Genomic DNA, 25,598 nt, shown 5'->3' with positions numbered 1-25,598 from the left:
CTGCGTTCAACCCATTTTCTCCATTGACACGCCCCCCCCACATCCGCTAACGTGAGCACATACTCGCATAAGGCGGTTCCATGATTCCCAAGAAAAGCACCCGCATCCGCAAGGAAGAGATCGTCCAGGCCTCGCTCCGGGTCATCGGCGAGCGCGGCGCCAATGCCATGACCACCGCGGCCATCGCGGAGGCGGCGGGCATGAGCGAGTCGAACATCTATCGTCACTTCGGCGGCAAGCTGGAAATCAACCTGGCCCTGACCGATTTCATCGGCGCAGCACTGGCCGGACGGGCGGCGACGATCGCAGCGGGAAGCCAGCGGCCCGTGGAAAAACTGCACCAGATCTTCACCGGCCATCTCGCCCTCATTGCCGAGAATCCGGGCATCCCCCGCTTCATTTTCTCCGAGGAGGTTCACCTGGGAGACCGGCGACTGGCGGAGAAAATGGCCATCTGGATCGGGAGCTACCTGGAAACCCTGGCGGGGGTGGTGGCCGCGGGCATTGCCGAAGGGGAATTCCGTCAGGGGATTGCCCCCCGGGAGACCGCCATGACGTTCCTGGGGATGATCTCCTTCACCGCAATCCGCTGGTCGATGAGCGGCTTCGCCTTTGATATCCGGGACGAGTCCGCGCGGCTCTGGGACAATTTCGCGGAACTGCTCCGCTAATTTTTTTACCCCAAAAGTGAGCAAATGCTCACTTAATATTCATTTTACTGAATAAGGAACCATGCCATGCGAGTGATGATCGTGACTGCGGCGCTTCTCCTGCTCTCGGCCCAGAGACTCCCGGCAACGGAGCCCCTTACCCTCCGGGAGGCATTGGTGACGGCCATGGAGAACCACCCGAGAACCATGGCGGCCCGGGAATCGCTACGCGGGGCCGATGCGCGCGCGGGGCAGGCCCGCTCGGGCTACTATCCGCGGCTGGACCTGGTGGCGGATTGGAACCGGGGCCGCTCCTACCTGACCGCCCTCGAAGGGTTCAAGGAGACGGAGACCTATACGGCCGGCCTTACGCTCCGCCAGACGCTCCACGACTTCGGCCGCACTTCGGGAACCGTGGCAGCGGCAGAGGGAGAGCGGGGCGCGGCCCGGGAATCCCTGGCAGCGGTCCGGCAGGACGTGGCGCTCCGGGTGCGAGAGGTCTACAACGTCCTCCTGACGGCGGAGCGCCGGGTCGAAGCGCTGAGGGAGACCGTCCGGGCGCGGGAGGAGGTCCTGGGCCAGGCCCGGGCGTTCTACAGCGAAGGGGTCAGGCCACGGCTGGACGTGGTCCGGGCCGAGGCCGATCTCTACGCGGCCCGAACGCTCCTCACGGCAGCCGAAAATGAACGGGACATGGCCCGGGTGGATCTGGCCGCCGCCATGGGGCTCGACAGTCTCCCCGACCGGCCCCTGGCTGAACCGGACGGGGAGAGCCCTTCCCTGCCCGATCTGGCGGAGGCGAAACGCCGCGCCACGGCAGGCAGGGTGGAACTGAAGCGGTACGATGCGCTCCACGCGGCGGCCCAAGGGGCAGCGACGGCCGCCCGCGGCGGACATCTGCCGGTGATCGAGGCAACGGCCGGCGCCGGATACGCCGACCGGAGCTTCCCGCCGGAGGGGAACACCTGGGGGGTCGGCGTGCGCCTTACCGTGCCGATCTTCGCGGGGTTCGCCACCAGGGAGAAGGAACGGGAAGTCGCGGCAGCGCTGCGGGAAGTGGAGGCCCGGCGCCGGGACCAGCAGCTCCAGGTGGGGCGTGAAGTGGAAGGCGCCTGGCTGGGGATGCGGGAGGCCCTGGCCCGGGTGGAGTCGACCGGCCGGGAGCTGGAAGCGGCCCGGGAGAGCCGGACCCTGGCCATCGAACGCTACCGGGAGGGGGTGGGCACGATCATCGAGGTGACCGATGCCCAGGCCCGGGAGCTGGAAGCGGAAACGGCCAACATCCGCGCCAGGGGTGATACTCGCATAGCCTTGGCGCGTCTCGATCGGGCGGTTGGCGACGACGGAGGAACGGAACAATGACGTTGATACACACACTGCGCAGACACAAGACCGCCCTGGTCCGGACCGCACTTCTCGCGGCGCTGGTCGTGCTCGTCAAGGCCACCATCCTGGCCCCGCCGAAGGTCACGACGGTACGGGTCGAACGGCGGGACCTGACGGCCCGGGTCTATGGCAACGGGACCGTGGAGGCCAAGGAGGTGGTGGGGGTTTCCAGCAAGGTGACCGGAAGGATCGTTTCGCTCCACGCTGACCAGGGGGACCGGGTGCGCCGGGGCCAGATCCTGGCGCGCCTGGAAAGCGACGAATATGCCGCGCAGCTGGGTCAAGCCGAAGCAGGGGTCAGCCGGGCGGCGGCCGGCCAGAGCCTAGAGGCGGCCACCCTGGCAAAGGCGCGGGCAAACCTGGAACTGGCCGAGCGTAACGCTGCGCGCTACCGGAATCTGGCCGACCGGAACCTGGTGTCGCGCCAGGAAGCCGAGCAGTACGAAACGGCCTGGCGCCTGGCACGGGAGGAGGAAGCCCGGAGCAGTGCGGCCCTGGAAGCGGCCCGCATGGAGTCGGCGGCCGGACGCGCTGCCCGGGGAGTGGCCCGGTCGCGGCTTGACGACACCGTTATCCGCGCCCCCCGCGACGGGATCATCGTCTCCCGCGACCTGGAAAAGGGGGCCGTGGTCTCTCCCGGCCAGAGCATCTTCACCCTTGCCGATCCGGCGGTGGTCTGGGTCAGGGCCCATGTGGACGAATCGCAGCTTGCCGGCGTGGCCGTGGGCCGGGAGGCCGCGATCTCCCTCCGGTCCGCGCCGGAGCGTGCCATGCAGGGACGGGTGGCCCGGGTCGGCATGGAGAGCGACCGGGTGACTGAAGAACTGGCGGTGGACGTGGCCTTCGCCGCCCCGCCGCCCGCGTTCCGCCTGGGAGAGCAGTCCGACGTTCTGATCACGGTCGGCACCAAACGCGGCGTGCCGTCCCTGCCTGCCGCGGCCCTGACGAGCCACGGGGGGAAGCACGGGGTCTGGACGGTGTCGGAAGGTCGGCTCCGCTTCAAGCCGGTGCAGGTCGGCATCGAGGATCGCCAGGGCGTCACCGAGATCCTGTCGGGCCTGGCCGGGGCCGAGCCGGTGGTGCTGCCGACGCCGGCCCAGGCGAAGAAATTCCGTGACGGCATGAAGGTGAGGGTGTCGCCGTGAACCTGGCGGTCCGCGACATCCGCTGCCACCGGGGGCGTTTCGTCCAGACCTGCCTGGGGCTGGGGCTGCTCCTGGCCGTGGTCATGAGCATGGGGGGGATCTACCGTGGCCTCGTGGCTGACGCACTGGCCATCCTTGAGGCAACCGGCGCCGACGTCTGGGTGGTGCAGCAGGGGACCAGCGGCCCCTTTGCCGCCACCTCCCGCATGCCCGAGGACCTCAAGTACCGGATCAGGGCCGTGCCGGGGGTCAGCCAGGCATCCCCTCTCTCCTTCCAGAATATCCAGCTGGAGCGCTTCGGCGAGCCGTTCCGCTTCTTTCTGGTGGGATACGAACCGGGAGGGCTCGGCGGACCGCCGGCCATCGTGGAGGGGCGAGGGATCGGTCAGAAGCACTACGAGCTGGTGGCCGACCGGGCCATGGGGCTGGCGGTGGGCGAGCGGCTCGCCATAGCCGGCGACGTCTACACCGTGGTGGGGCTTACCCGGAAGATGGTTTCCTCCAGCGGCGATCCGGTGGCCTGGGTAACGCTGGAGGATGCCCAGAAGATCCAGTTCAAGGAGGACAACAACGCCATTCGCAATAATCGCGTGCGGATCGCGGACCGGGTGGCCCGGAAGGGGCTGCCGCCGGTCCAGGCGGAACAGGCATCTGCCCTGGCGGAAGAGCTCACCGGCTCCACCCACATCGTCAACACCGTGGTGGCACGCCTGGCGCCGGGAGCCGAACCGGCGCGGGTCCGCGCCGGGATCGATCGCTGGAACCATCTGCGCGCCATCTCCGATGAGGAGCAGACAACCATCCTCACCGAAGGGATGATCAAGAAGGCCAAGATGCAGCTGGGGCTGTTCCGGGCGATCCTGCTCGTCATCTCGGGGGTCATCATCTCGCTCATCATCTACACGTCAACCCTCGACAAGATCAGGACCATCGCCACCCTCAAGCTGATCGGCGCCAAGAACCGGGTTATCGTCGGCCTGATCCTCCAGCAGTCGATCCTGATGGGGGTCATCGCCTACGCCATCGGCTACGTCCTCATCACCCTCACCCAGGAAAAGTTTCCGCGCCGGGTGGAACTGCTGGCGACCGACCTCCGGATGCTCTTCCTCATCGTGGTGGTAATCTGCGTGGCAGCGAGCATGGTGGGCATCCGCAAGGCGCTGAAGGTGGAAGCCGCCGACGCCCTGAGCTCGTAACAACGGGAGGAATCTGCATGTACGCGGTGGAAGTGGAAAACCTGACAAAGATTTACGGGACGGGAGAAACGGCGGTCAGGGCGCTCACCGACGCCTCCTTCCGGGTGTCGCCCGGGGAGCTGGTGGCGATTCTGGGCCCGTCGGGCTCGGGCAAGACGACCCTGCTCACCTCCATAGGACTGGTTACGGAACCGACCCACGGCCGGGTGGTGATCGACGGAATAACCGTGGCCGACGAGGGATGGTTGCCGGGCCTCGACCTGAAGCGGATCAGGCGCGAGCGGCTGGGATTCATCTTTCAGGCCCACAACCTGATCCCCTTTCTCACGGCCCTGGAAAACGTGATGGTTGCCATGGAAATCAATGGAGTCGGTCGAAAAGAGGCGAAACAACGGGGGCTGGACCTGCTGGGAGAGCTGGGGCTGGCGGAGCGGGCCGGGCACTATCCGTCACACCTGTCGGGGGGACAATCGCAGCGGGTGGCCATTGCCCGGGCCCTGGCCAACCGGCCCCGGGTCATCCTGGCAGACGAGCCGACCGCGGCCCTGGACACCGAAAACGGCTCGAACGTGATGGCGCTCCTCAAGCGGCTCGCCGTGGAGAACCATTCGGCGATCATGGTGGTCACCCACGACCACCGGATGGTGCACGGTTTCGATCGGATACTTGATGTGAGCGATGGCCGGATCGTGGGGGAGCGGCGCAACGGCGGGACCGCCTGAGGCGGCATTACGGCCGGTTGTTTCGGCCGGAAATGCCGGAGAGAGGAGAGTATCGAGGTTCAGAAGGCCTTCGGTGACCGGCCAGGTCCTACCCCTCTTCGGCCCTCGCTATCAGCCGCAGGGGTGCGGTCCCGCGGGCGGGCAACGCCGCCATCAGGCGCGCCTCCAGGTCCCGGGCCGACATGGGCCTGCCGAAGTAGTACCCCTGAACCTCGTCGCACCCCCGCTCCCGCAGCAACTCCAGCTCCTCCTCCCGCTCGACCCCCTCGGCCAGGACCCGCAGCCCCAGGCTGTGGGCCATGGCGATGATCGCCTCCACGATGGCCCGGTCGTCCAGGTCGGAGACGATATCGCGGACAAAGGAGCGGTCGATCTTGAGCCGGTCGATGGGGAAGTGCTTCAGGTAGCTGAGGGACGAATACCCGGTGCCGAAGTCGTCGATGGCCAGATGAATGCCCCTTACCTTCAGGTCGATGAGGGTCATGATCGTGTCCCGGGCCCCTTCGAGCAGGGTGCTTTCGGTCAGCTCCAGTTCCAGAAGGGTGGGATCAAGCCCTGTCTCCTCCAGAACCCGGTCGACCATATCGATGAACCCCGGTTGGTTGAACTGGTGCCCCGACACGTTGACGGCCACCCTGACCGGCGGGAGGCCCGACTCCTGCCAGGCACGGCACTGGAGACAGGCTGCCCGCAGGACCCACTCGCCGATGCGGCGGATGAACCCCATCTCTTCGGCCGCGGGAATGAAGCGCCCGGGCGGGATAAGGCCTTCCTCGGGGTGGTTCCAGCGCAGCAACGCCTCAACGCCGAAGATTCCCCCGGTCCGCATATCGATCTGGGGCTGATAATCGAGATAGAACTCCTCATTGGCCAAGGCGCGCCGCAGACGGTCCTCAAGCCCCCGCCGGTCCTGGGCGGAGCGGTTCATGTCGTCGCTGTAGAAGCGATAGACGTTGCGGCCGGCCTCCTTGGCCGCGTGCAGAGCCATATCGGCCCGGGAAAGGAGCACATTGCCGTCCTCGCCGTCGGACGGGAACAGGGCAATGCCGATACTGGTGGAGATGAACACCTCTTTTCCTTCCAGGTCAAAGGACGGGGTGAGCAGGTCCAGAAGCGACTGGGCCACGATGCTCACTCCCCGCTCATCCCGCGCCCCGGTCAGGATGACCACGAACTCGTCGTCGCCCAGCCTGGCCAACGTGTCGCTGACCCGCACGTGGGCCTTGAGCCGGTCGGCCACCGACGTCAGGAGCAGATCTCCCATGGCATGGCCGAGAGTGTCGTTGATGTCCTTGAACCGGTCCAGGTCCAGGAACAGCAGCGCCACCGCACCTTCCTCACGCCTGGCCACGGCCAGGGCGTGGCTGACCCGGTCCTGGAACAGTGCCCGGTTCGGCAGGCCGGTGAGGGGATCGAAGTAGGCAAGCCGCCGGATTTCCTCTTCACTTCTCTTGCGTTCCCTCATGTCGTGAGCGATGCAGACGATGCCGCACACCTCGCCGTCCTGGTTCCGCATGGCGCCGCCGGACAGGACCACCGGGATCAGCTCGCCCTGGCGGCTCCGGTAGAGGAGCTCCCGGTCGGGAACCTGCCCCTGCTCGGCCATCTCGGCAATGATGCTCTGCCCATGCCCCCCGTCGGCCAGGATGGACGAGAAGGAACGGCCGATCAACTCGTTCTCCCGGTAGCCGAGCAACCCGCAGAGGGCCGGGTTGACGTTCATGACCGTACCGTTGGTATCCACCACCAGGAGGGCGTCGGCCATGGAGCAGATCACGTTGTCCAGGTAGTTGCGCGCCGTGGTGATTTCGTCCTTGGCCGCCCGGAGTTCCGTGGTCATGCGGTTGAAGGCGCCGGCGAGCCGGCCGATCTCGTTGTTGCCGCTGATATCGATGCGGGTGTCGAGGATTCCCTGCCCCACCTGCTCGACCCCTTCCTGCAGGAGCGCTATGGGACGTGAAATCAGTATCGCCGAGAGGGTGCCGCCACCCATTGCAAAGAGGAGCGCCACCGCAGATGCCGCGCTGAGGGTGAACAGTGCCAGGGTAATGGAATCGTGGACTTCCTGCTGACGTGTGACGAGCCGCCGCCGTTCGAGGGCGAGAGCGCGGTCGACAACGTCGAGGAAGTGTCTCTCCGCTGTCTCGAAGCGCTCCTTTACCTCCAAAATCGCCGCGGGTGAGCTGACGCGGCGCACGGTCTCCATGGACTCTGCGCTCAGCGCCAGGAGATCCCTGCCGGCCCGGTCGATTTCCTGCACATACTGCCGTGTTTCGGGATCAAGACGGTCGGAGAGGTCTTTCAGGGTGGAAAACGCGGACTGGTACAGACCGGCTCCCTGTTCCAGGAGCTCTTTTTCTTCCTCAACCTGATGGCGGGCAGCAACGCCGTTGCGACCGACCACGCTCACCAGTCCGAACTCGCTGGTGGAGGCAACAATGCGCACTCCCGCATGGCGGATGTCGTGGAGAGTCCTAATGGCCGGCAAGCCATCCCGCGTCACCGCGTCGAACTCGGCGCTGATCCTGGTGATGGCGCTGCCGCCGAAATAGCCGACCAGCCCCGTGAGCAGGGCGAAGATAAAACAGCCGGCTGTGAGGGTGCTCCGAATCTTCATTACCGCCTCTGTACTTTCAAGGAAAGATCACCTGGCTGCTACCCGCTGCATGATTAAAGGACGGAGGAGCGGACCACAGTGCACCTTGTTACAGATATCGGCGAAATGCGCAGGGAGTTGAGCTAAAAGTAAACAAAAACTGATCTTCAGCAAAAACCCTAATCCTTTCATTGCGTTTCATTATCGGCCATGCATCGTGTCAGCCGTTGATCAGGCGGTCCATCTCGGCCAGGAGGTCGTCGGCGTCCTCAAGCCCCACGGAAAGCCGTACCAGGGTATCGCCGATCCCCCGGGCGGCCCGCTCGGCCGGCGGCATGGCCGCGTGGGACATCCTGGCGGGATAGGAGATGATGCTTTCCACCCCGCCGAGGCTCACGGCAAAGGCAGCCAGACGCATCCCCTCCAGCAGGCGGCGGGTGGTTTCAACGGTATCCAGGGTGAACGACAGGACCGCGCCGGGGCCCGACGACTGCCGGCCATGGATATCGTGACCCGGATGATCGGGGAGTCCGGGATAGAAAACCCGGCTCACCCGTTTTTCCCCAGCCAGCCAGTTGGCAATTTTGACCGCCCCGGCCTGGCTTTCCTCCATCCGGACCCGCAGGGTCTTGATACCCCGCAGCACGAGCCATGAATCCTGGGGGCCCAGGATGGCGCCGAAGGCATTCTGGATGAACCTGATCCGCTGCCCCAACTCCGGGTCCCTCACCACGGCAAAGCCGCAGACCACATCGCTGTGGCCGTTCAGGAACTTGGTCCCGCTGTGGAGCACCACGTCGCAGCCCAGGTCCAGGGGCCGCTGCAGGTAGGGAGTCATGAACGTGTTGTCCACCAGGGTGATGGCCCCCCTCTCCCGGGCCAGGCGGGCCGCGGCGGCCAGGTCGGTGATCTTCATGAGTGGATTGGAGGGGGTCTCCAGATAGAGGCCCTTGGTGTTCGGGCGGAAGGCCGCCTCAATGGCGGCCGTGTCCGTGGCGTCCACGAAGGTGGACTCGACCCCCAGCCGGCTGAAAAGCTGGGTCAGCGCCCGGAAGGTACCGCCATAGACATCCTCGCAGACCACCAGGTGATCGCCGGGCGAGAACAGGAGCAGCGTGGAGGAGATGGCGGCCATGCCCGAGGCGAAGGCGAATCCCCGCGTCCCGTTCTCCAGCTGGGCCACGGTTTCCTCAAGGGCCTCGCGGGTGGGGTTGTCCGAGCGGGCGTAATCGTACTTGCCGAAATGGTCCACCGATTCCTGCCGATAGGTGGACGTCTGGTAAATGGGAACCGAGAGCGCTCCGGTGGTCGGATCGATCTCACGGCCCGTATGGATGATGCGGGTGCCGAATTTCATGATGTCCTCCATTTCTTACGCGAATGCCCGGGACAGGTCGGCGATAAGGTCGTCCGCATCCTCGATCCCCACCGAAAGGCGCAGGAGCACGTCATTGATGCCGAGCCGCTCCCGAACCTCCGGCGGGATGTCCGCATGGGTCTGAACCTGGGGAAAGGTGATCAGGGTTTCAACGCCGCCGAGGCTTTCCGCGAATGATATCAATTCCGTCTTGAGGAGCAAACGCTCCACCAGAGCCTTATCATCCACCTCGAAAGCGATCATGGCGCCGAAGCCCCGGGCCTGGCGCGCCAGCAGTTCGTGGCCCGGATGGCCCGGCAGCCCCGGATAGAAGACCCGTGGCACCCGCGGATGCCGCGCCAGCCATTCGGCGATCCGGCCGGCGTTTTCCTGCTGGCGGTCCAGTCGCACCGACAGGGTCTTCATCCCCCGGATGGTGAGCCACGCATCCTGGGGCCCCAGCACTGCGCCCACGGAATTCTGGAGGAAGTAGACCCGCTCGGCCAGGGCCGGCTCCTTGACCACGACCAGCCCCGACACCGTGTCGTTGTGCCCGGACAGGTACTTGGTGCCGCTGTAGACCGTGATGTCGGCCCCGAGATCCAGGGGCCGCAGAAGATAGGGAGTGAGGAAGGTGTTGTCCACGATACAAAGCAGCCCCCGCTCGCGGCAGAGGGTCGAGAGGGCCGCGATATCGGCGACCTTGAGGAGCGGGTTGGTGAGGGACTCCACGAACAGGGCCCTGGTCTCGGGACGGATGGCGTCCCGCACCGCCTCAGGATCGCTCGTGTCCACATAGGTGAACGAGAGGCCGTACTGGACCAGAATCTGGTCGAAGAGACGGCAGGTGCCGCCGTAGAGGTCCTCGGTCACCACCAGGTGGTCGCCGCTCTTGAAGAGCAGGAGGAGATTGGCGATGGCAGCCATGCCCGAGGCATAGGCAAATCCCCTGGCGCCGCCGTCCAGCCGGGCGATCCCCTCTTCCAGGGCCTGGCGGGTGGGGTTGCCGGAGCGGGAATAATCGTAGCCCGTGCTCTGGCCCAATCCCGGATGCCGGAAGGTTGCCGTCTGGTAGATGGGTACCGTCACCGCCCCGGTGCGGGTATCCCAGTCGAGACCGATCTGTGCTGCCTGCGTCGCGATGTTCATGGTTTCCTCCACAATGAAAAATCCCCTTCCGGGGTGCGGAAGAGGATTCGATTCACCGTGAGGTGTCACGCTCTTCCTTATCTCCCGAAACCTGTCGGTCTCGCAGGAATTGGCACCTTCCCCCCATGGGGAGGTTGCCGCGACGTCACCGGGCCTGTCCCTCGGTCGCTCTTGATAAGTTAAGCCGTATTCTGTTGTGGGTTACGCTCGTTGCTGCCCGAAACGCCTTCAAACCGTAAGATACCTTACCAATTTGATAGACATTAGTAAATCAGATTTTGATTATTTTTTGTAAAAATATATACCAACCGGCTGCAGAGAATAATACGCCAGCTTCAGATACCGCCTACCACCCTATTCTGCTCACACAAATCAACAACACACTTCCTCTGCTCATCCGTCAGCTCAAGAAATCTGACCCCGGCGCCGGCTATGCCCGGCGACACCCCCCACGGCTTGCGCCAGCGGACCTCCGCCGCGATGGGTGTCTGGTCGTCGAATTCCAGCATGCGCAGCCAGAGCCGGGCGCCCTGGGGCCAGGGATCGACGGCAATGAGAAAGCACCCGTCGAGCGAGAGATTGAGGCTGACCGTGCGCGTCACCTCTTCCGGGCTGAACGCCGGGGTTTCCGAAACCATCACGTTCAGGTGAGCGGCAACCCGGTCCCTCCGGCGGATGATGCGGGGGACGAAACAGGCGCAGACCTGGCGGACGAAGCTCCCGAGCCCGGCGCCGGGACCGGGGACGCGATCGTAGAAAAGCGCCCGCACCGTGGCAGAGCGGGAATCCCATTTCACCCTGAGCGTGGGAAACACCTGGATCAGATCGTAGAGGGCAGCCTTTTCCGTGCTGGTCGCCCGAACCAGGGTGGGAACGTCCAGGAGGATACCGTTGAACGCCTCCCGCGCCATGAGGGGAAAAAGTTCCCCGATGGAGGAGACGACCGTCACGTCCTCCACTTCGCTCCGCACCGTATCAAGATACGGCGCCACGGCCACCCGGCCCTCTACTACGAATACCAGGCGGACAGGCTCTTCGGTTTTCATCGACTCTTCATTACGTTCTGCCATTGCATTCTCCACGGGAAGCAGAGGATATACGCCCGGAACAGCACAGTCGTCAATGGGCAAATACAGTCAATATGGGAAAACGACAGGTTAGAGGGTGTCTCCCGCCGCCAGCACCCTCTGCATTTCGTCGTGGATCAGACCGTTGGAAGCCAGGATGCGATGTTCGGACACGGAGAAGGATGCGCCGTCGTGAGTGGTGACCCGCCCCCCCGCTTCGGTCACCAGCAGAAAGCCGGCGGCCACGTCCCACGGCTTGAGCTTGAGCTCCCAGTAGCCGTCAAGCCTGCCGGCGGCAACACAGGCCAGGTCGAGGGCCGCGGCGCCGGCTCGGCGCACGGCGCGGGCGGCAAACTGGAAGCGGTAGAAGTTGTCGAAGTTGTTTTCATTGTCACGGGTCCGGTCATAGGGGAAGCCCGTAGCCAGCAGGCACTGCTTCAGGGGAGCCCGCGACGAGACGTGGATCGGACTGCCGTTCACGAAGGCACCCTCCCCCTTCACGGCGGAGAAAAGCTCGTCCATAACCGGTTGGTAGACCACGCCGACGGTCACCTCTCCGTCGATTTCAAGGGCAATGGAGACGCAGAACCACGGAAAGCCGTGGGCATAGTTGGTGGTGCCGTCCAGGGGGTCCACGATCCAGCGATACCGGGAGGTGCCCGTCTCCCTGGTCTGTTCCTCGGCCAGGATGTCATGGTCGGGGAACGCGGCGCGGATGGCGGCGACGATCAGCTCCTCGCTGGCCTGATCAACCTCGGTGACCAGATCGATCTCCCCCTTGTAGCGGATGTCGTGGTCGGTCCAGAGACGCTCGCGCTGGAGTTGTCCGGCCCGGCGGGCAGCCTCGGCGGCAACGGCGAGATACGTGGCGGTCATGGCATTCTCCCGGAAATGGTGCTTGAGGGGTTATAGCAAACAGCCGCGTTTCACGCGACAAAAAAAGCCGCCCGAACCGTAGTTGGGCGGCTGTGAATCGGGAAGTGCCTAAAAATTCACTCGGCTGCGACAAAGGTGAGCGTAAAGGATGTCCCCTCCCCCACCGTGCTTTCCACCGCGATGGCCCCGCCCACCGACTCCATGAGCTTGCGGGTAATGAACAGGCCCAGCCCGGTGCCCTCTCCCGGCTCTTTGGTGGTGAAAAAGGGGGTGAAGATATGCCCCAGCAATTCAGCCGGGATGCCGGGACCCGTATCCGTCACCTGCACCGTTACGCCCCCCTCCCCGTTCTGGCTGGTGCGAATGAAGAGCTTTCCGCCCTCTCCCATGGCCTGGAGGGCGTTCATGACCAGGTTTATGATAACCTGCTTCGCCCGGTTGGCGTCGGCGGCAATGAAGGGGAGCCGGTAATCCAGATCTTCGATGACGGCGATAGAGCGTTTATGGGCCTCGTAACGCAACAGGGTCATGGCCTCCCGGAGCACCTGGTTCACGTCCGCTTCCTGGTGGTCGCTTACGTCCCGGCGGGTAAAGGAAAGGACCCCCTTGGTCATGTCAGACAGCCGGTGGGCTTCCTGGTTGACCCGCTCCACCATCTCGCGTACGAAATCGGGCAGGCCCTCTTCGCGGAGGATCATCTGGGTGGCCGAAACGATGACCGACAGAGGCGTGTTCAGCTCATGCACCACACCGGCCGCCATCCGGCCGAGCTCGGCCATCTTCTCGTTGAATGCAAGAAGCTCCAGCAGCTCGCCCTCGACAGGGTCCTTTTCTGCTATGTACTTCGCAAGCGCATTTGCCATGGGTCACCCGGGATCCGGTTGGGGGCCGAAGCGGAGAGCCCCACCATCCGTTAGGCACGAGGCATGCCAGAACGAAGATGTTATATATTCAGGCCTTTACGCACCATCGACCGGCCGTCACCTCGATTAATGCCGCTTTTTCAATCACCAGTCTGCCCAATATTTCAGCACAAAAAGAAAAGCCGCCCCCTGGAAGGGGCGGCTCATCAGAAACGTGAGATAAAATGTTTCTAGTTGTACGCCGACTCGGAGTGCTGGGTCTGGTCGAGGCCCATGATCTCGTCTTCCTTCTCCACCCGGAGACCGATGGTCTTGTCGAGGATGAAGGCGATGACCAGGGTCACGATGAAGGCATAGGCACCGGCCGACACCACCCCGATCACCTGGGTGATGAACTGGGACACGTTGCCGGAGAGGAGCCCCGTGGCCCCCACCGTGGCGAAGACGCCGGTGACGAGGGCGCCAAAGGTGCCGCCCACGCCGTGCACGCCGAAGGCATCCAGGGAGTCGTCATACTTGAGCTTCGCCTTCATGAGCACACCCAGGTAGCAGATCACGCCGGCGCCGAGGCCGATGATGATGGCAGCGCCCGGCTGGACAAAGCCGGCCGCGGGCGTAATGCCGACCAGTCCTGCGACCACGCCTGAACCGAAGCCGAGTGCCGAGGGCCTGCCCGCGTGGATCCATTCGGCGATCATCCAGGCCAGGCCGCCGGCTGCCGGGGCGATGGTGGTGGTGGCGAAGGCGAGGCCCGCAAGCCCGCCGGCCGCATCAACGTTGTTCACGCCGACTACCGCCGAACCCGCGTTGAACCCGAACCAGCCGAACCAGAGGAGCCCCACGCCGAGCATGGTCATGGAGAGGTTATGGGGAGCCATACGCTCATGGGGGAACCCGTGACGTTTGCCGAGGAAGACGAGGAACGCCAGGGCGGAAATACCGGAGGAGAGGTGAACAACGGTGCCGCCGGCAAAGTCCAGGGCACCCTTCTTGAAGAGCCAGCCGTCCACCATCCAGACCCAGTGGGCCAGGGGATCGTAGACCAGGGTGGTCCAAAGGAGCACAAAGACGCAGTAGGCGGAGAACTTAACCCGCTCGGCCATGGCGCCGGAGATGAGGGCTACGGTGATCATGGCGAACATTCCCTGGAACATGGCAAAGACGTACTCGGGGATGGCGTTGGGTTCACTGGTCACGTTCTGCCAGAGGGTGTAGACCGGCGCGCCGTCCTTGAAGCTGATCATTCCGTTGAGCAGCGCCCGGCTGAAGTCTCCCACAAGCCCCATGCCGCCCATGTCGGGACCGAAGGCCAGCGAGTAACCGATGACGGCCCACTGGACCCCCACGATCCCCATGGCAACAAAGGAATGCATCAGGGTTGAGAGGACGTTTTTGCTCCGGACCATGCCGCCGTAAAAGAGGGCAAGGCCGGGAAGCATCAGAAGGACCAGGGCCGCGCAGACGAGCATCCAGGCGGTATTGCCGGTATTGAGGACCGGTTCGGCCACCTTGGGGGCTTCGGCAGCCGCCGGTGCGGCCTCAGCCGGGGCAACGGCCGCCGGAGCAGCCTGGGCGGAGGTGACGGCTGCCTGGGTTGCCGCCACGGCGGGGGCCTTGGCCTCTTCGGCGAGGACTGCGGCCGGAGCCATGAAGGCTGCGGCGGCCAGGGCAAGTGTGATGATCGAACGTTTCCACTTCATGATGAACCTCCGTTGGTTTCTGTAATATCTCGAGCGATCAGATCGCTTCGTTACCCTTCTCACCGGTCCTGATCCTGACCGCCTCGTCCAGGGAAAGGATGAATATCTTGCCGTCGCCGATCCGTCCGGTCTTGGCGGTGCTTTCGATGGTTTCCACCACCTTTGCCACCAGTTCGTCAGCCACCGCGATCTCCAGCTTTACCTTGGGAATGAAGTCCACCACGTACTCGGCGCCGCGGTACAACTCGGTATGTCCCTTCTGGCGGCCGAATCCCTTGACCTCGCTCACGGTGATCCCCTCGATGCCGATTTCGTTGAGGGCGTCCTTCACTTCATCCAGCTTGAACGGTTTGATTATCGCCTCGATTAGCTTCATTGCGTGCCTCCGTGTATGTGGACGTGGGACAGGAACCGATCCTGCTCCCGGTTAAGGGAAATTGATGTCGAGCTGGGTGGTGAAGGTATTCTTCCCGCCCGTTACCGAGCTGTTGTAGATGTCGTAGCCCACGAGGAGCGATACGTTCTTGGAGAAGGCCCAGGAAACACCGAAGTTCAGGGCTCCCATGAAGCTGTCGCTCCCCTGGTAGTCGACCGCCACCCACAGCTTGTCGGAGATTTCGCTCATGGTACGGTCCCAGGAAAGGAGCACGCCATGGTTGTCGTTCTCGCCGTTCGCGTCGTTCAGCACCGCACTGTTCCCGACGAAGTAGCCCGCCGACAGTCTCCCCACAACCGGCAGGGTCTTGGCGACGAGCCCGTACACGATGTTCTGGTCAGAGACGTCTTCCTTGAAGCCGATGTTGTAGGCACCTACGGCAATGGCGGGCGAGTACCCGAAGAGCGACCCCTCGGGGGTTGCCAGCTTCACGTTGAGGTAGAAGGGATGGCTGTCGCCGGGGGAGGTTGCATTCACCATGTAGTCTACGCCCGCTTCCATCTGGAGCTTCTCGAAGGGGAGAAGGCCGAAGGTCAGGCCCAGGTCGTAGGTGTTGGGCTGGCGGCTGCCGTCGGGATTCTTGGAGACCCTCAGGTAATTGTCGATGCCGAGGTGGGCCGTGCCGAAGGCCTGCACATCGGTGGACGGAATCCAGACCTGGGTGGAGGGGGTCGCCAGGGCAACGCCGGTGATCATGGTAACGAGTGCTGTGGTCAGGGAAAGAATCTTCATCGTCATTTTCATTGATGCTTCTCCTTTGTCAGTAATAATTGCATTCACGAATGTCCTCCCAACGACGTTCAGCTTCTCCTCCTTTCCGCACAATGTAAAAAAAGAAAGGCGCCTCCACCCGTGGTGGAAGGCGCCTTTGCCTGGTTACCCGATTTCGTTGCATGGATGGCACAGCGTTGTGCCGATTGTTTGTCATTTGTTTAGCATAGGCCGTGCCACTCTTGCGCACACCGGATCGTCACAGTAATTTCGGCATGTTATTGTTACTTCGATAATTTTGCCGACCAGAAAAGAAGGGGCACGCCGATCGCCCGCCCCCTCGTTTGCCCATTATTTATGCAACCATGAACATCAGCGCATCATGCTGCCAGGCGGTCATGCTTTCCCGCCGCGTAGAGCCGGCGGAGATCGCCGTCGGAGAGGGGGCGCTTGAGCCGCTGGGCCACGGCGCGCACCTCATCCATCAGCTCCGCGGCCTCTTCGCGCGCCAGTTCCACCCCCATGCTCCGGAACCGCTCCACGAGACCGCTCGTCCCCGAATGCTTGCCCACCACGATGTGGCGCCGAAGCCCCACCTCCGCCGGATCGAATCCCTCGTAATTGAGGGGGTTCTTGATGACGCCGTCCGCGTGGAGCCCCGATTCGTGAGAAAAGACCCGCTCGCCCACCACCGCTTTCCAGGGAGGGACCGGCCGCTGGGAGGCACGCCCCACGAAGCGCGAGATCTCATGGAAGCGTTGGGTGTCGATGCCCGGATCACACCCGCAGGCGAGCTTGAGCGCCATGACCACCTCTTCCAGAGCCGCGTTGCCGGCCCGTTCGCCAAGGCCGTTTACGGTGGTGTTCACAAAACGGGCACCGGCCTTGATTCCGGCGATTGCATTGGCGGTGGCCATCCCCAGGTCGTTGTGGGTGTGCACTTCGATATCGAGTTCCGGCACGGCCGTTCGTAGCGTGCGCACCTTTTCGTACATGGTGAAGGGGTCGAGAATGCCGAGGGTGTCGCAAAAGCGGAACCGGTCGGCTCCCATATCGCGGGCGACCTCCATGAGCTCCACCAGGAAGAGGAGGTCGGCCCGGCTCGAATCCTCCCCTCCCACTGAAACGTAAAGCCCCTTCTCCTTCGCAAAGCCGAGGGAGTGCCTGAGCTGCTCCTTTACCCAACGGCGGTCCTTGCGCAACTTGTGGGCGATCATCTGGTCGGAAACCGACAGGGAGATGTCCACCGCGGTAATGCCGCAGTCGATGGACGCCTGGATGTCGGCCACCAGCGCCCGGTTCCAGGTAATGAGCCGGGCAGAGAGCCCCAGGTCCACCAGCGCCCGGACCGCGGCGCGTTCGTCCTCTCCCATGGCCGGAATGCCGCACTCCAACTCCCGGACCCCGATGGAGTCAAGCATGCGGGCAATGGCTATCTTCTCTTTCTTGCTGAAGACGACCCCGGCGGTCTGTTCGCCGTCACGCAGAGTGGTGTCGTCGATGATGACTTCGTGCTTAAGGGTATGTTCCATGGCCCGGCTCCTTTCCGGCAAACGAAAAGGCCCCGGAATGCTGTTCCGGGGCCCCGATGCCCTGCAAGACTGAATCTGTCGGTTATGTACGTTTAGATTAGCACGAGCCGTGCCAGGCTCTAGCAATCGGGAAAACCGCTGTCCGGCGCGGCACCGGGGGAAACGGCCCCCTCCGGTCTGCCCAAATATCGGGCACAGAGGCAGGGACGGCCCACTTATCGGGCTCGCTTCATCCCCGCAGCCACGAGAAAATTGCCCAGCATCAGCCGGGACGCCGCCCGATACTCCGTCTCGGCAGCGGCAAAAGCCGCCAGGAAGCTCTCCGCGTCCGGTGCCGTATCCCCGCTCCACCGGGCCCAGGCGCCAACGATCTCCCGGTTCACCTCCGGGTGGAACTGGAGCCCCCATGCCCGGTCGCCCACCCGGAACGCCTGGCGGAGGCAGACGGCGGACGAGGCCAGCAGGACGCCGCCGGTGGGAACGGCAAAGGTGTCGTCATGCCACTGGAACGTGATGAAACGCCGGGGAATGCCGGCAAAGAGCGGATCGCGCTCCCCCTCGACGGTCAGGTCAACGGGGAAAGTCCCTTTCTCGCCGTCGGCACCGGAGGTGACCGGCGCCCCGAACACGTCGGCGAGGAGCTGCCCGCCGAGACAGATGCCCAGGTAGGGGCGGCCGGCCGCCACGCAGCCACCGATGAACGCCTTGACCGTTTCGAGAAACGGATGTTTCTCCGTGTCGTGGACCCCCATGGCGCCGCCCAGCACGATGGCCGCCGTCACCTCGGCCGGCAGCGGCAGCGGATCGCCGGCGCAGGGATGCACAAGGCTGAAGGGAATGCGCTCCTCCCGCAGAAAATCACCGAAGATTCCCGGCGGCACTTCGGAATCGTTCTGGATCATGACCAGCATGGCGAGCCTCCTCGTAGCGGCTGCCGCTGAAACAGGCACCGCGTACTCACTGTCGGGTTCGATGCACAGAATGGGCCGACAGCCTGCTCCGGCCTTAGCGGAATGGAGTACTTTCCGGAGGCATTCAAGTATCTTGAAGAATGAATTAGTTGTTTATTTTTTTACTAAACATTTTCTTACGACAGCCGATAAATTCTATAGCTCTCAAGCGACAATTTATTCATCATTTGTTTACAGTGGGAGGTTTTAAATGTTGGGTAAAAAGCTGGCATTCAAAGTTCTGGCGATTCTCGGGATATGCCTTTCGCTTGGCCTCTTCACGCTGGGGTCGGTGGCGGGATGGCTCCAGTTCAGATCATCCCTCGATCTTCAGCTCAAGAATGCCCGTAATCTGGCCGGGCTCATCATTCACGACATTGACGGCTATATGATGAAGGGCGACTCCTCGGAAGTGGACCGCTTCATCTCCGCGGTCAAGAGCAAGAATTTCATCATGGACCTCAGGGTTTTCGACGAGCAGGCCAAAGAGGTGTCGCCAACCCCCTCCCAGACCCCCAACGCCAAGATCCAGCAGGCCATTGCCGCCGGCCGCACCCTTGAATTCAAGGAGACCCTGGACGGCAAGCGCACCCTGAGCCTGGTCCTTCCCTTCCCCAACGAGCAGCGCTGCCAGAGTTGCCACGACGCTGGCGCCGCCTACCTGGGCGGACTCCTGGTCACCACCTCCATCGAAGAAGGCTATGAGGGCGCCCGCCACCTGCTCATCATGCTGGCCGTGGTGGGAACAGTTTTCTTCCTGGTGCTCCTGGCCTGCATGTACTTCTTCTTCAGCAAGACGATCATCGCACCCATTGCCGATGTCTCGCGCCAGGTGGACGAACTTGCCAGCGGCGGCGGCGACCTGACCAGAGTCCTGCCGGTGCGGACCCAGGACGAGATCGGCAACCTGGCCGGCGGCATCAACCGGCTCACGTCGACCATCCAGGGCATCATCACCCGCATCGCCCAGAACGCCGCGCAACTGGCATCGGCGGCAAGCCAGCTCAACGTTACGTCGGCGGACATGGCCCGGAGCATGGAAGCGGTAGCCGGCCAGGCCACGACCGTTGCTACGGCCAGCGAGCAGATGGCCTCCACCTCCCAGGAGATCGCGGGAAGCTGTTCAATCGCCGCCGACGGCGCCATGCAGGCTACCGAAACGGCCCGGGACGGAGCGGAGGTGGTGGAACGGACCATCGCCGTCATGGCGAGCATCGCCGACCGGGTGAAGGACACGGCCCGGACCGTGGAAAGCCTCGGCAGCAGGAGCGACCAGATCGGCGAGATCATCGGCACTATCGAGGACATTGCCGACCAGACCAATCTGCTGGCCCTCAACGCCGCCATCGAGGCAGCCCGGGCCGGTGAGCAGGGGCGCGGCTTCGCCGTGGTGGCCGACGAGGTCAGGGCCCTGGCCGAACGCACCACCCGGGCCACGAAAGAGATCGGCTCCATGATCAAGAGCATCCAGCAGGAGACCCGCGGTGCGGTCACTTCCATGGAAGAGGGAGTTCACGAGGTCACCCGCGGCACCGACGAGGCCTCGCGCTCGGGCGAATCGCTCCAGGCGATCCTCCAGCGCGTCTCCGACGTGACTGGGCAGGTGAACCAGATCGCCACTGCCGCCGAGGAGCAGAACGCCACCACCGGCGAGATCACCAGGAACATCCAGGACATCACCGATACGGTCCAGAGTACGGCCCGCGGTGCGCAGGACTCCGCTCAGGCGGCCGGCCAGCTGGCCAGCCTGGCGCGTGAGCTGCAGGAACTGGTGGGTAAATTCAAGATCGGTGCCTGAGGCATCCCCCCGGCGGCTGCGTGCAGCCAGCCGCCGGGGGAACGTCGCGCTAGGGATCAGTCGGAAAAATCGGCCAGGGTGCGGAGGGTTTCGGCCAATTCGGTCCGCGCCACGGCAAAGAGTTTGTCAAGTACGCGCACCGTCGGCGCGGGCGGATAGAGGGGCAACGCCACGCGATAGATGAGGTCCAGGTAACCGTCCTGCCGGTTCTCCTCCAGGAAGAGCATCCCGTAGGGGAGAATCGGCGCCGAGAGCAGCGCGTCCTCCATGACGGCGTCATCATCGCTCCAGAAGGGGATAATCATCTCCAGGGAGAGGCAGAGCCCCACGCCGGTCAGGTCTTCGCCGGCAAAAACGAGCACTTCGTCCTGCTGGGAGCTGTCGGGCACGATCGCCTCCGGGCAGACCAGGCCGGCAGGGATGACCATGAGTCGCCCGTGCATGGGATCCAGACCGTAGGCCCACCCCTTTCGCTCCAGGTAGCGCTCCAGAGAGCGGTACGCCTTTTCCTGAAGACGCCCCACCCCGGCATAGAAGTGACCACGAAACTCGTGGCGCCGCAGGATGAGTTCGTCCAGGGTTATGAAATCATCTTCCCCCGCAACCGGACGTCCCGACCGCTTCTCCACGTTGTTCACCACCAACCGCAGCTGCGGTCGCTTCCGCTCGTCCTTGTCCTTGCTCATGCCGCCCCCGCTCCCCTTCCGTGGCTCCGTTCGGTACCCGCTCAAGATACCTTTCCGCGTTGCGCAGTGTCAACGGAAAGGAGCCGGCGCACCACGCGGCGCATCGTCGCCGCCGACGCGCCCTTTTCAGATGACTTGTCTGACAAATTCGGGTAATCTTCCGGCCGGCGAATTACCACAACGGAGGCATCCATGGGCGTTCACGAGCTTACCCACCCGTTAGTCAGGCACAAGATCGGCCTCATGCGCGAGGCGGATATCAGCACCAAGAAATTTCGGGAACTTGCCGCCGAGCTGGCGCGGTTGCTGGCCTACGAGGCGTGCGGCGACTTCCCCCTGGAGGTCCGGACCATCACCGGCTGGGACGGCAACCCGGTGGAGATCGAACAGATCAAGGGGAAGAAGGTGACGGTGGTGCCCATCCTGCGGGCCGGCATCGGCATGCTCGACGGGGTCCTCGACATGATCCCCAACGCCAAGGTGAGCGTGGTGGGACTCGCCCGCAACGAGGAGACCCTCGAAGCACACACCTATCTGGAGAAGTTCGTGGACAAGCTTGACGAACGGCTGGCCGTCATCCTCGACCCGATGCTCGCCACGGGCGGCTCCATGGAGGCAACCATCAGCATGCTCAAGCGCAACGGTTGCCGCCAGATCAGGGTCCTGGCGCTGGTGGCGGCACCCGAGGGGCTCGCCCGGGTCACTGCCGCCCATCCCGATGTGGACATCTACGTGGCGGCCATTGACCGCTGCCTCAACGAACACGGCTACATCCTCCCCGGTCTCGGCGACGCGGGGGACAAGATCTTCGGCACTAAATAACTTCCCGCGGAGCATGCCATGACCCACCACCAGGAACCGGTCTGGCGCCAGGCCATCGCCGGCGCGCAGATACTCTTCGTCGCCTTCGGCGCCCTCGTGCTGGTGCCGATCCTCACCGGGCTCAACCCGAGCATGGCCCTGCTGGGCGCCGGCATCGGCACCCTGATCTTCCAGGCGTGCACCGGGCGCAAGGTCCCCATCTTCCTTGGCTCCTCCTTCGCGTTCATCGCGCCGATCATCTACAGCGTCCAGACCTGGGGCATCCCGGCCACCCTGTCGGGGCTCTTCGCCTCCGGCGCGCTCTATCTGATGCTGGCGCTGCTCATCAAGATGCGGGGCGTCGCATTCATCCACCGGATCATGCCCCCCGTGGTGGTGGGCCCCATCATCATGCTCATCGGCCTGGGGCTCGCCGGCGTGGCGGTCAACCTGGCCATGGGCAAGACCGGCGACGGCAAGGCAGTGCTGGTCGATTACCAGACGGCCCTCCTGGTGGCCGGCGTATCCCTTGCCACCACCGTGGTCATTGCCCTCAAGGCAAAGGGCATCTTCCGGCTCATACCGATCCTTGCGGGGGTTACAGTGGGCTACAGCCTCTCGGCGTTTCTGGGGCTGGTGAACTTCAGCACCATCGCCGCGGCCCCCTGGTTCGCCATGCCCCCCTTCGTGGCACCCCAGTGGAGCTGGCCGGCGGTCTTCTTCATGATCCCTGTGGCGCTGGCCCCGGCCATCGAGCATGTGGGCGACATCATCGCCATCGGGGCCGTTACGGGGCGCGACTACACCGCCCGGCCGGGGCTCCACCGTACCATGCTCGGCGACGGGCTGGCGGTCTGCGTGGCCGGACTCATCGGTGGTCCGCCGGTGACCACCTATTCCGAGGTGACCGGCGCGGTCATGATCACCCGCAACCACAACCCCGTCATCATGACCTGGGCCGCCTGCATCGCCATCCTCATGGCCTTTTTCGGCAAGTTCAACGCCCTGCTCCAGTCCATTCCCACCCCGGTCATGGGAGGGATCATGATCCTGCTGTTCGGCAGCATTGCCGCCGTGGGCCTCAATACCCTCATCCATGCCCGGGTCGACATGCACCGCCCCCGCAACCTGGTAATCGTGTCGCTGGTGCTTGTATTCGGCATCGGCGGCCTGACCCTCCAGGCCGGCTGGGTGACTCTCCAGGGGGTGAGCCTCTGCGGCATCACCGCCGTGCTCCTGAACCTCTTCCTGCCCAAGGAGAAAAGAGACAGCGCCCAGCAGGCATTCTGAGCACGCCTTGACGAGCACTCCCTCCGTGGTAGCATCTAGCCATCACCCAACCAAAGTGAGGGGCGCGACATGGCAGACGCCACCATCGACAGGGAAGAGCTGCGTACGGGGCTAACCGAGAGAACGCTGATCGTCATCGATGTGCTGCCCAAGGAGTACTACGGGGAGTGTCACGTGGCAGGCGCCTGTAATGCCTGCGTCTACGAGGTGACGTTCCTGGAGCAGGTGAAGGCCATAACCGCCGACAAGGACGCGGCCATCGTGGTTTACGGGTCGAGCGGCCGCTCCCGGGATGCGGTGGTGGCGGCGGAAAAGCTGGCGGCGGCAGGCTATCGCAACGTACGGGCCTTTACCGGCGGACTCCACGAATGGCGCGCCGCCGGCCTGCCGGTGGACGAAGCCCCCGGGCAGACCATGCCGGCGCCGACACTCCGGGACGGGACCTACCGGGTCGACCCGGCCAAAAGCATGCTCCACTGGGCAGGCCGTAATATCAACGGTCGACACCACGGCACCATCGCCGTGGCAAGCGGCGAACTGACGGTGTCCCGGGGAGTGCCCGTCCGGGGGCGGGTAACCATCGACATGACCACCATCGCCAACGCCGACCTGACCGAGAGCGCCCTCAACCGCCTGCTGGTCGCCCACCTGCAATCGGACGACTTCTTCGACACCGCCCGCCACCCCACCGCCACCTTTGACCTGACCGGGGCCGAGCCGCTGCCGGACGCCACCCCCGGCACCCCCAACTACCGGATCACGGGCTCTCTCACCATCAGGGGAACGAGCCACCCCGTCGCCTGTCCCGCCCTCATCGCACCCCGGCAGGACGGCGGCGTCACGGCCCAGGGATGCCTCGACCTGGACCGGACCCGCTGGAACGTCAACTACGGCTCGGGCAAACTCTTCGAAAAACTGGGGATGCACCTGGTCAACGACCTGATCAGCGTGGAACTCCACGTGGTAGGATACTGAGGGGGCGATAAACGAAAGGGGCACCGGAACGGCCGACAGACAACCGGCATGCCGCCGGTGTCCCGCCCTTCCGGTGCCCCCTGCTCCTCCGAAACCGGCACTGTCCCGCCAGACGCTACTCGCTGATGGTGTAGCTTCCGTCGGCGGCAAACTCCACGCCGGCCTTTAGGTATTTGAGATTGTACCCTTTGTCCTTCACCAGGTCGTAGACCATCTCTGCCCGGGTGCCGGTAGAGCAATGGACGAGTACGGGCCGGTCGGCGGGAATCTCGGCCAGCCGCTTCGCTGCCTCCTCCGCCGGGATATTGACCGCTCCCTTGAAATGTCCCTTTTCGAACTCGCCGGGGGCACGGGCGTCGATGACGACCGTCCTGCCGTCCTTTAGCGCCGCCTGAAAGTCCTCTGTGCCGACCTCGCCCGGGGCAAGCTTTTTCACATATGTGACAGTTGCGGCCGCGGCACCGGTCTTCAGGTGCTTGCCGGCCTTCTGCCAGGCACCGATCCCGCCCGGGAAAATGGTAGCGTTCTTGTAATTCCAGTCCCGTGCCAGTTCAAGGGCCTGGCTGAGGTCCTCGGCACTGTCCGAATAGAAGACCAGGTGGGCTCCCCTGTAGGCGGGAAATTTTGCCTGCGCGGCGGCGAGGTCCGCGGCGGGGATGCCGACGGCGCCGGGGATGTGGCCCGCGGCCACCTTCTCGGGGGACCGCAGGTCAATGAGAACGATATTCCCCTTTTCAACAAATGCCAGGCTCGACTCCAGGGGCAGTTCGGCCTTTTTCCACTCCGGTTCGCCGTCCAGATAGACGCGGACCTTCTCGTATCCCGATTTTTTCGCCAGACCGGCGGATTTGGGACTGAGTACTCAGGTGACGCCACCGCAGTAGAACACCAGAAGCCGGTCTTTCGACGCCGTCAGAAGCGCGGGGTTCTTTTCGAGCTCGGCAAAGGGAATCGATACGGCCGTCGGGATATGGGCCTCATTGTACTTTCCGGCGGGACGGGAGTCGATCAGCAGATATCCCCCCTCCTCCGTTCCCTTGGCCACCAGGGCCTCCAGTTCCCTGGTGTCCATCGCGGTGACGCCTTCCGGCAGCTTGGCGACGACCTTGGCAACGGCCTTTGCCACGTTGTCGAAGCCGTCAACCCGATAATCGACCTGCAGGAGATCATCGGCGTGAATCTCCCTGATCGATGCCGCATTGGCGAATGTTGTCCCGTCGGTCACCCTGAAGAGCATCACCCCTTTGCTCTCCACTGTGAGGGATATCTGCCCCGCCTTTACCGAAACGGTTTTAACCTTCCCCTTGACCTCTTCCGCCGCCACGTTTCCGGCGAGTGCGAGCGCCAGGGGGAGCACTGCCAGCGCACCCCAGCCCTTTGTTTTCATAGGCGTAACGTGCCTCCTTGAAAAGTGTGATGGCTCCTCAAAATGCAAACAAGGTACCAAAATACAGCAGAAATACACCGGGTACGCAAACATCAATAATCCGCAGGATTTATACACCTTACCCACGACACGCAACAGGATGAATTCACATCCCGACTACGTCAACTTATCGTCATCAACAGAAAAAAGGCGGCCCATGGGCCGCCTTTCTCAGTATCACTCCTGCTTCTCGAAATTCCCCTTTTCCTGACACTGGGGACACTTCTGGGGCTTGCAGCGCCCCTCTTTGGTGAAGCCGCAGGTTCCGCACTTCCAGGTTGCCATA

The 25,598-nt window shown here is 63.8% G+C and carries 23 protein-coding genes and 1 riboswitch; of the genes, 9 read left to right on the top strand and 14 right to left on the bottom strand.

The genetic code is table 11. The annotated features are described in order from the left end of the window. Nucleotides 1–80 precede the first annotated feature (80 nt). The 5 genes from GS_RS04785 (at nt 81) to GS_RS04765 (ending at nt 5,099) form a co-directional block, all read left to right on the top strand. Complete coding sequence (locus GS_RS04785) at nt 81–671, top strand: TetR/AcrR family transcriptional regulator (RefSeq protein WP_010941619.1); 591 nt, start codon at nt 81–83, stop codon at nt 669–671. A gap of 66 nt (nt 672–737) precedes the next feature. After that, nucleotides 738–2,012, top strand: coding sequence for a TolC family protein (locus GS_RS04780; RefSeq protein ID WP_010941618.1), 1,275 nt, complete (start codon nt 738–740; stop codon nt 2,010–2,012). Continuing rightward, nucleotides 2,009–3,181: an efflux RND transporter periplasmic adaptor subunit gene (locus GS_RS04775; RefSeq protein ID WP_010941617.1), complete on the top strand. Its 1,173-nt coding sequence runs from the start codon at nt 2,009–2,011 to the stop codon at nt 3,179–3,181. The genes GS_RS04780 and GS_RS04775 overlap by 4 nt, the downstream gene beginning before the upstream one ends. Continuing rightward, nucleotides 3,178–4,377 carry an ABC transporter permease gene (locus tag GS_RS04770; RefSeq protein ID WP_010941616.1) on the top strand — a complete coding sequence of 400 codons (1,200 nt, stop codon included), beginning with the start codon at nt 3,178–3,180 and terminating at the stop codon, nt 4,375–4,377. Before GS_RS04775 ends, GS_RS04770 begins: the two co-directional genes overlap by 4 nt. A 17-nt stretch (nt 4,378–4,394) precedes the next feature. Beyond that, nucleotides 4,395–5,099: an ABC transporter ATP-binding protein gene (locus GS_RS04765; protein ID WP_010941615.1), complete on the top strand. Its 705-nt coding sequence runs from the start codon at nt 4,395–4,397 to the stop codon at nt 5,097–5,099. 88 nt (nt 5,100–5,187) lie between these two features. Here GS_RS04765 and GS_RS04760 read toward each other — a convergent pair whose 3' ends face one another. The 11 genes from GS_RS04760 to GS_RS04710 all read right to left on the bottom strand — a co-directional run bounded on the left by GS_RS04760 (nt 5,188) and on the right by GS_RS04710 (nt 18,297). Beyond that, nucleotides 5,188–7,716, bottom strand: a complete 2,529-nt coding sequence (locus GS_RS04760) for an EAL domain-containing protein (RefSeq protein WP_010941614.1) — start codon at nt 7,714–7,716, stop codon at nt 5,188–5,190. Nucleotides 7,717–7,915: 199 nt separating this feature from the next. Then, entirely contained in the window at nt 7,916–9,052 is a 1,137-nt protein-coding gene (locus GS_RS04755) for a trans-sulfuration enzyme family protein (protein ID WP_010941613.1), read from the bottom strand. 15 nt (nt 9,053–9,067) lie between these two features. Next, nucleotides 9,068–10,201: a trans-sulfuration enzyme family protein gene (locus GS_RS04750; RefSeq protein ID WP_010941612.1), complete on the bottom strand. Its 1,134-nt coding sequence runs from the start codon at nt 10,199–10,201 to the stop codon at nt 9,068–9,070. Between the two features lie 74 nt (nt 10,202–10,275). Continuing rightward, nucleotides 10,276–10,382, bottom strand: a riboswitch (SAM riboswitch). A 154-nt stretch (nt 10,383–10,536) separates the two neighbouring features. Beyond that, nucleotides 10,537–11,271 carry a PilZ domain-containing protein gene (locus GS_RS04745; protein ID WP_235044976.1) on the bottom strand — a complete coding sequence of 245 codons (735 nt, stop codon included), beginning with the start codon at nt 11,269–11,271 and terminating at the stop codon, nt 10,537–10,539. A gap of 87 nt (nt 11,272–11,358) precedes the next feature. Further along, nucleotides 11,359–12,144 (bottom strand): inositol monophosphatase family protein, encoded by a 786-nt coding sequence (locus GS_RS04740; RefSeq protein ID WP_010941610.1) that lies wholly within the window; start codon nt 12,142–12,144, stop codon nt 11,359–11,361. Between the two features lie 116 nt (nt 12,145–12,260). Further along, nucleotides 12,261–13,007: a nitrogen fixation two-component system sensor histidine kinase GnfK gene (gene gnfK / locus GS_RS04735; protein ID WP_010941609.1), complete on the bottom strand. Its 747-nt coding sequence runs from the start codon at nt 13,005–13,007 to the stop codon at nt 12,261–12,263. Between the two features lie 230 nt (nt 13,008–13,237). Continuing rightward, a complete protein-coding gene (locus GS_RS04730; RefSeq protein WP_010941608.1) occupies nt 13,238–14,707 on the bottom strand; it encodes an ammonium transporter in 1,470 nt (489 codons plus the stop codon). Nucleotides 14,708–14,744: 37 nt separating this feature from the next. After that, entirely contained in the window at nt 14,745–15,083 is a 339-nt protein-coding gene (locus tag GS_RS04725; RefSeq protein WP_010941607.1) for a P-II family nitrogen regulator, read from the bottom strand. A gap of 51 nt (nt 15,084–15,134) precedes the next feature. Then, complete coding sequence (locus GS_RS04720) at nt 15,135–15,887, bottom strand: hypothetical protein (protein ID WP_010941606.1); 753 nt, start codon at nt 15,885–15,887, stop codon at nt 15,135–15,137. Between the two features lie 347 nt (nt 15,888–16,234). Then, a complete protein-coding gene (gene nifV, locus GS_RS04715; RefSeq protein WP_010941605.1) occupies nt 16,235–17,386 on the bottom strand; it encodes a homocitrate synthase in 1,152 nt (383 codons plus the stop codon). Between the two features lie 215 nt (nt 17,387–17,601). Further along, on the bottom strand, nt 17,602–18,297 hold the full coding sequence (locus GS_RS04710) for a type 1 glutamine amidotransferase (RefSeq protein ID WP_010941604.1): 696 nt from the start codon (nt 18,295–18,297) through the stop codon (nt 17,602–17,604). A 250-nt stretch (nt 18,298–18,547) separates the two neighbouring features. On the opposite strand from GS_RS04710, the gene GS_RS04705 reads away from it, so the two are divergent. Continuing rightward, the gene (locus GS_RS04705) at nt 18,548–20,134 is read left to right on the top strand and encodes a methyl-accepting chemotaxis protein (RefSeq protein ID WP_010941603.1); all 1,587 of its coding nucleotides are present in this window, start codon (nt 18,548–18,550) and stop codon (nt 20,132–20,134) included. Nucleotides 20,135–20,190: 56 nt separating this feature from the next. On the opposite strand, the gene GS_RS04700 is transcribed toward GS_RS04705, so the two are convergent. Next, entirely contained in the window at nt 20,191–20,820 is a 630-nt protein-coding gene (locus GS_RS04700; RefSeq protein WP_010941602.1) for a hypothetical protein, read from the bottom strand. Nucleotides 20,821–21,012: 192 nt separating this feature from the next. Between GS_RS04700 and upp the strand changes: the two genes are divergently transcribed. From upp to GS_RS04685, 3 genes are all read left to right on the top strand, one after another. After that, entirely contained in the window at nt 21,013–21,642 is a 630-nt protein-coding gene (upp, locus tag GS_RS04695; RefSeq protein ID WP_010941601.1) for a uracil phosphoribosyltransferase, read from the top strand. Between the two features lie 18 nt (nt 21,643–21,660). Continuing rightward, nucleotides 21,661–22,911 carry a uracil-xanthine permease family protein gene (locus GS_RS04690; RefSeq protein WP_010941600.1) on the top strand — a complete coding sequence of 417 codons (1,251 nt, stop codon included), beginning with the start codon at nt 21,661–21,663 and terminating at the stop codon, nt 22,909–22,911. Between the two features lie 69 nt (nt 22,912–22,980). Further along, on the top strand, nt 22,981–23,886 hold the full coding sequence (locus GS_RS04685; RefSeq protein ID WP_010941599.1) for a YceI family protein: 906 nt from the start codon (nt 22,981–22,983) through the stop codon (nt 23,884–23,886). Between the two features lie 115 nt (nt 23,887–24,001). Here GS_RS04685 and GS_RS04680 read toward each other — a convergent pair whose 3' ends face one another. Both GS_RS04680 and GS_RS04675 read right to left on the bottom strand, forming a co-directional pair. After that, entirely contained in the window at nt 24,002–25,273 is a 1,272-nt protein-coding gene (locus GS_RS04680; RefSeq protein ID WP_010941598.1) for a rhodanese-like domain-containing protein, read from the bottom strand. A gap of 216 nt (nt 25,274–25,489) precedes the next feature. Next, a complete protein-coding gene (locus GS_RS04675; RefSeq protein WP_010941597.1) occupies nt 25,490–25,597 on the bottom strand; it encodes an RCKP-type rubredoxin-like domain-containing protein in 108 nt (35 codons plus the stop codon). Nucleotide 25,598 lies beyond the last annotated feature (1 nt).

It is taken from the genome of Geobacter sulfurreducens PCA (assembly GCF_000007985.2).
In the GTDB taxonomy this organism is placed as follows: Bacteria; Desulfobacterota; Desulfuromonadia; order Geobacterales; family Geobacteraceae; genus Geobacter; species Geobacter sulfurreducens.
The sequence above is the reverse complement of the archived record's forward strand: the minus strand, read 5'-3'. Positions and strand labels throughout refer to the sequence as shown.

What these genes read in the sequence shown, in the direction of transcription:
- GS_RS04785 (WP_010941619.1), top strand. Translation starts at nt 81, where the DNA reads ATGATTCCCAAGAAAAGCACCCGCATCCGCAAGGAAGAGATCGTCCAG.
- GS_RS04780 (WP_010941618.1), top strand. Translation starts at nt 738, where the DNA reads ATGCGAGTGATGATCGTGACTGCGGCGCTTCTCCTGCTCTCGGCCCAG.
- GS_RS04775 (WP_010941617.1), top strand. Translation starts at nt 2,009, where the DNA reads ATGACGTTGATACACACACTGCGCAGACACAAGACCGCCCTGGTCCGG.
- GS_RS04765 (WP_010941615.1), top strand. Translation starts at nt 4,395, where the DNA reads ATGTACGCGGTGGAAGTGGAAAACCTGACAAAGATTTACGGGACGGGA.
- GS_RS04760 (WP_010941614.1), bottom strand. Translation starts at nt 7,716, where the DNA reads ATGAAGATTCGGAGCACCCTCACAGCCGGCTGTTTTATCTTCGCCCTG.
- GS_RS04755 (WP_010941613.1), bottom strand. Translation starts at nt 9,052, where the DNA reads ATGAAATTCGGCACCCGCATCATCCATACGGGCCGTGAGATCGATCCG.
- GS_RS04750 (WP_010941612.1), bottom strand. Translation starts at nt 10,201, where the DNA reads ATGAACATCGCGACGCAGGCAGCACAGATCGGTCTCGACTGGGATACC.
- GS_RS04745 (WP_235044976.1), bottom strand. Translation starts at nt 11,271, where the DNA reads ATGGCAGAACGTAATGAAGAGTCGATGAAAACCGAAGAGCCTGTCCGC.
- GS_RS04740 (WP_010941610.1), bottom strand. Translation starts at nt 12,144, where the DNA reads ATGACCGCCACGTATCTCGCCGTTGCCGCCGAGGCTGCCCGCCGGGCC.
- gnfK (WP_010941609.1), bottom strand. Translation starts at nt 13,007, where the DNA reads ATGGCAAATGCGCTTGCGAAGTACATAGCAGAAAAGGACCCTGTCGAG.
- GS_RS04730 (WP_010941608.1), bottom strand. Translation starts at nt 14,707, where the DNA reads ATGAAGTGGAAACGTTCGATCATCACACTTGCCCTGGCCGCCGCAGCC.
- GS_RS04725 (WP_010941607.1), bottom strand. Translation starts at nt 15,083, where the DNA reads ATGAAGCTAATCGAGGCGATAATCAAACCGTTCAAGCTGGATGAAGTG.
- GS_RS04720 (WP_010941606.1), bottom strand. Translation starts at nt 15,887, where the DNA reads ATGAAAATGACGATGAAGATTCTTTCCCTGACCACAGCACTCGTTACC.
- nifV (WP_010941605.1), bottom strand. Translation starts at nt 17,386, where the DNA reads ATGGAACATACCCTTAAGCACGAAGTCATCATCGACGACACCACTCTG.
- GS_RS04710 (WP_010941604.1), bottom strand. Translation starts at nt 18,297, where the DNA reads ATGCTGGTCATGATCCAGAACGATTCCGAAGTGCCGCCGGGAATCTTC.
- GS_RS04705 (WP_010941603.1), top strand. Translation starts at nt 18,548, where the DNA reads ATGTTGGGTAAAAAGCTGGCATTCAAAGTTCTGGCGATTCTCGGGATA.
- GS_RS04700 (WP_010941602.1), bottom strand. Translation starts at nt 20,820, where the DNA reads ATGAGCAAGGACAAGGACGAGCGGAAGCGACCGCAGCTGCGGTTGGTG.
- upp (WP_010941601.1), top strand. Translation starts at nt 21,013, where the DNA reads ATGGGCGTTCACGAGCTTACCCACCCGTTAGTCAGGCACAAGATCGGC.
- GS_RS04690 (WP_010941600.1), top strand. Translation starts at nt 21,661, where the DNA reads ATGACCCACCACCAGGAACCGGTCTGGCGCCAGGCCATCGCCGGCGCG.
- GS_RS04685 (WP_010941599.1), top strand. Translation starts at nt 22,981, where the DNA reads ATGGCAGACGCCACCATCGACAGGGAAGAGCTGCGTACGGGGCTAACC.
- GS_RS04675 (WP_010941597.1), bottom strand. Translation starts at nt 25,597, where the DNA reads ATGGCAACCTGGAAGTGCGGAACCTGCGGCTTCACCAAAGAGGGGCGC.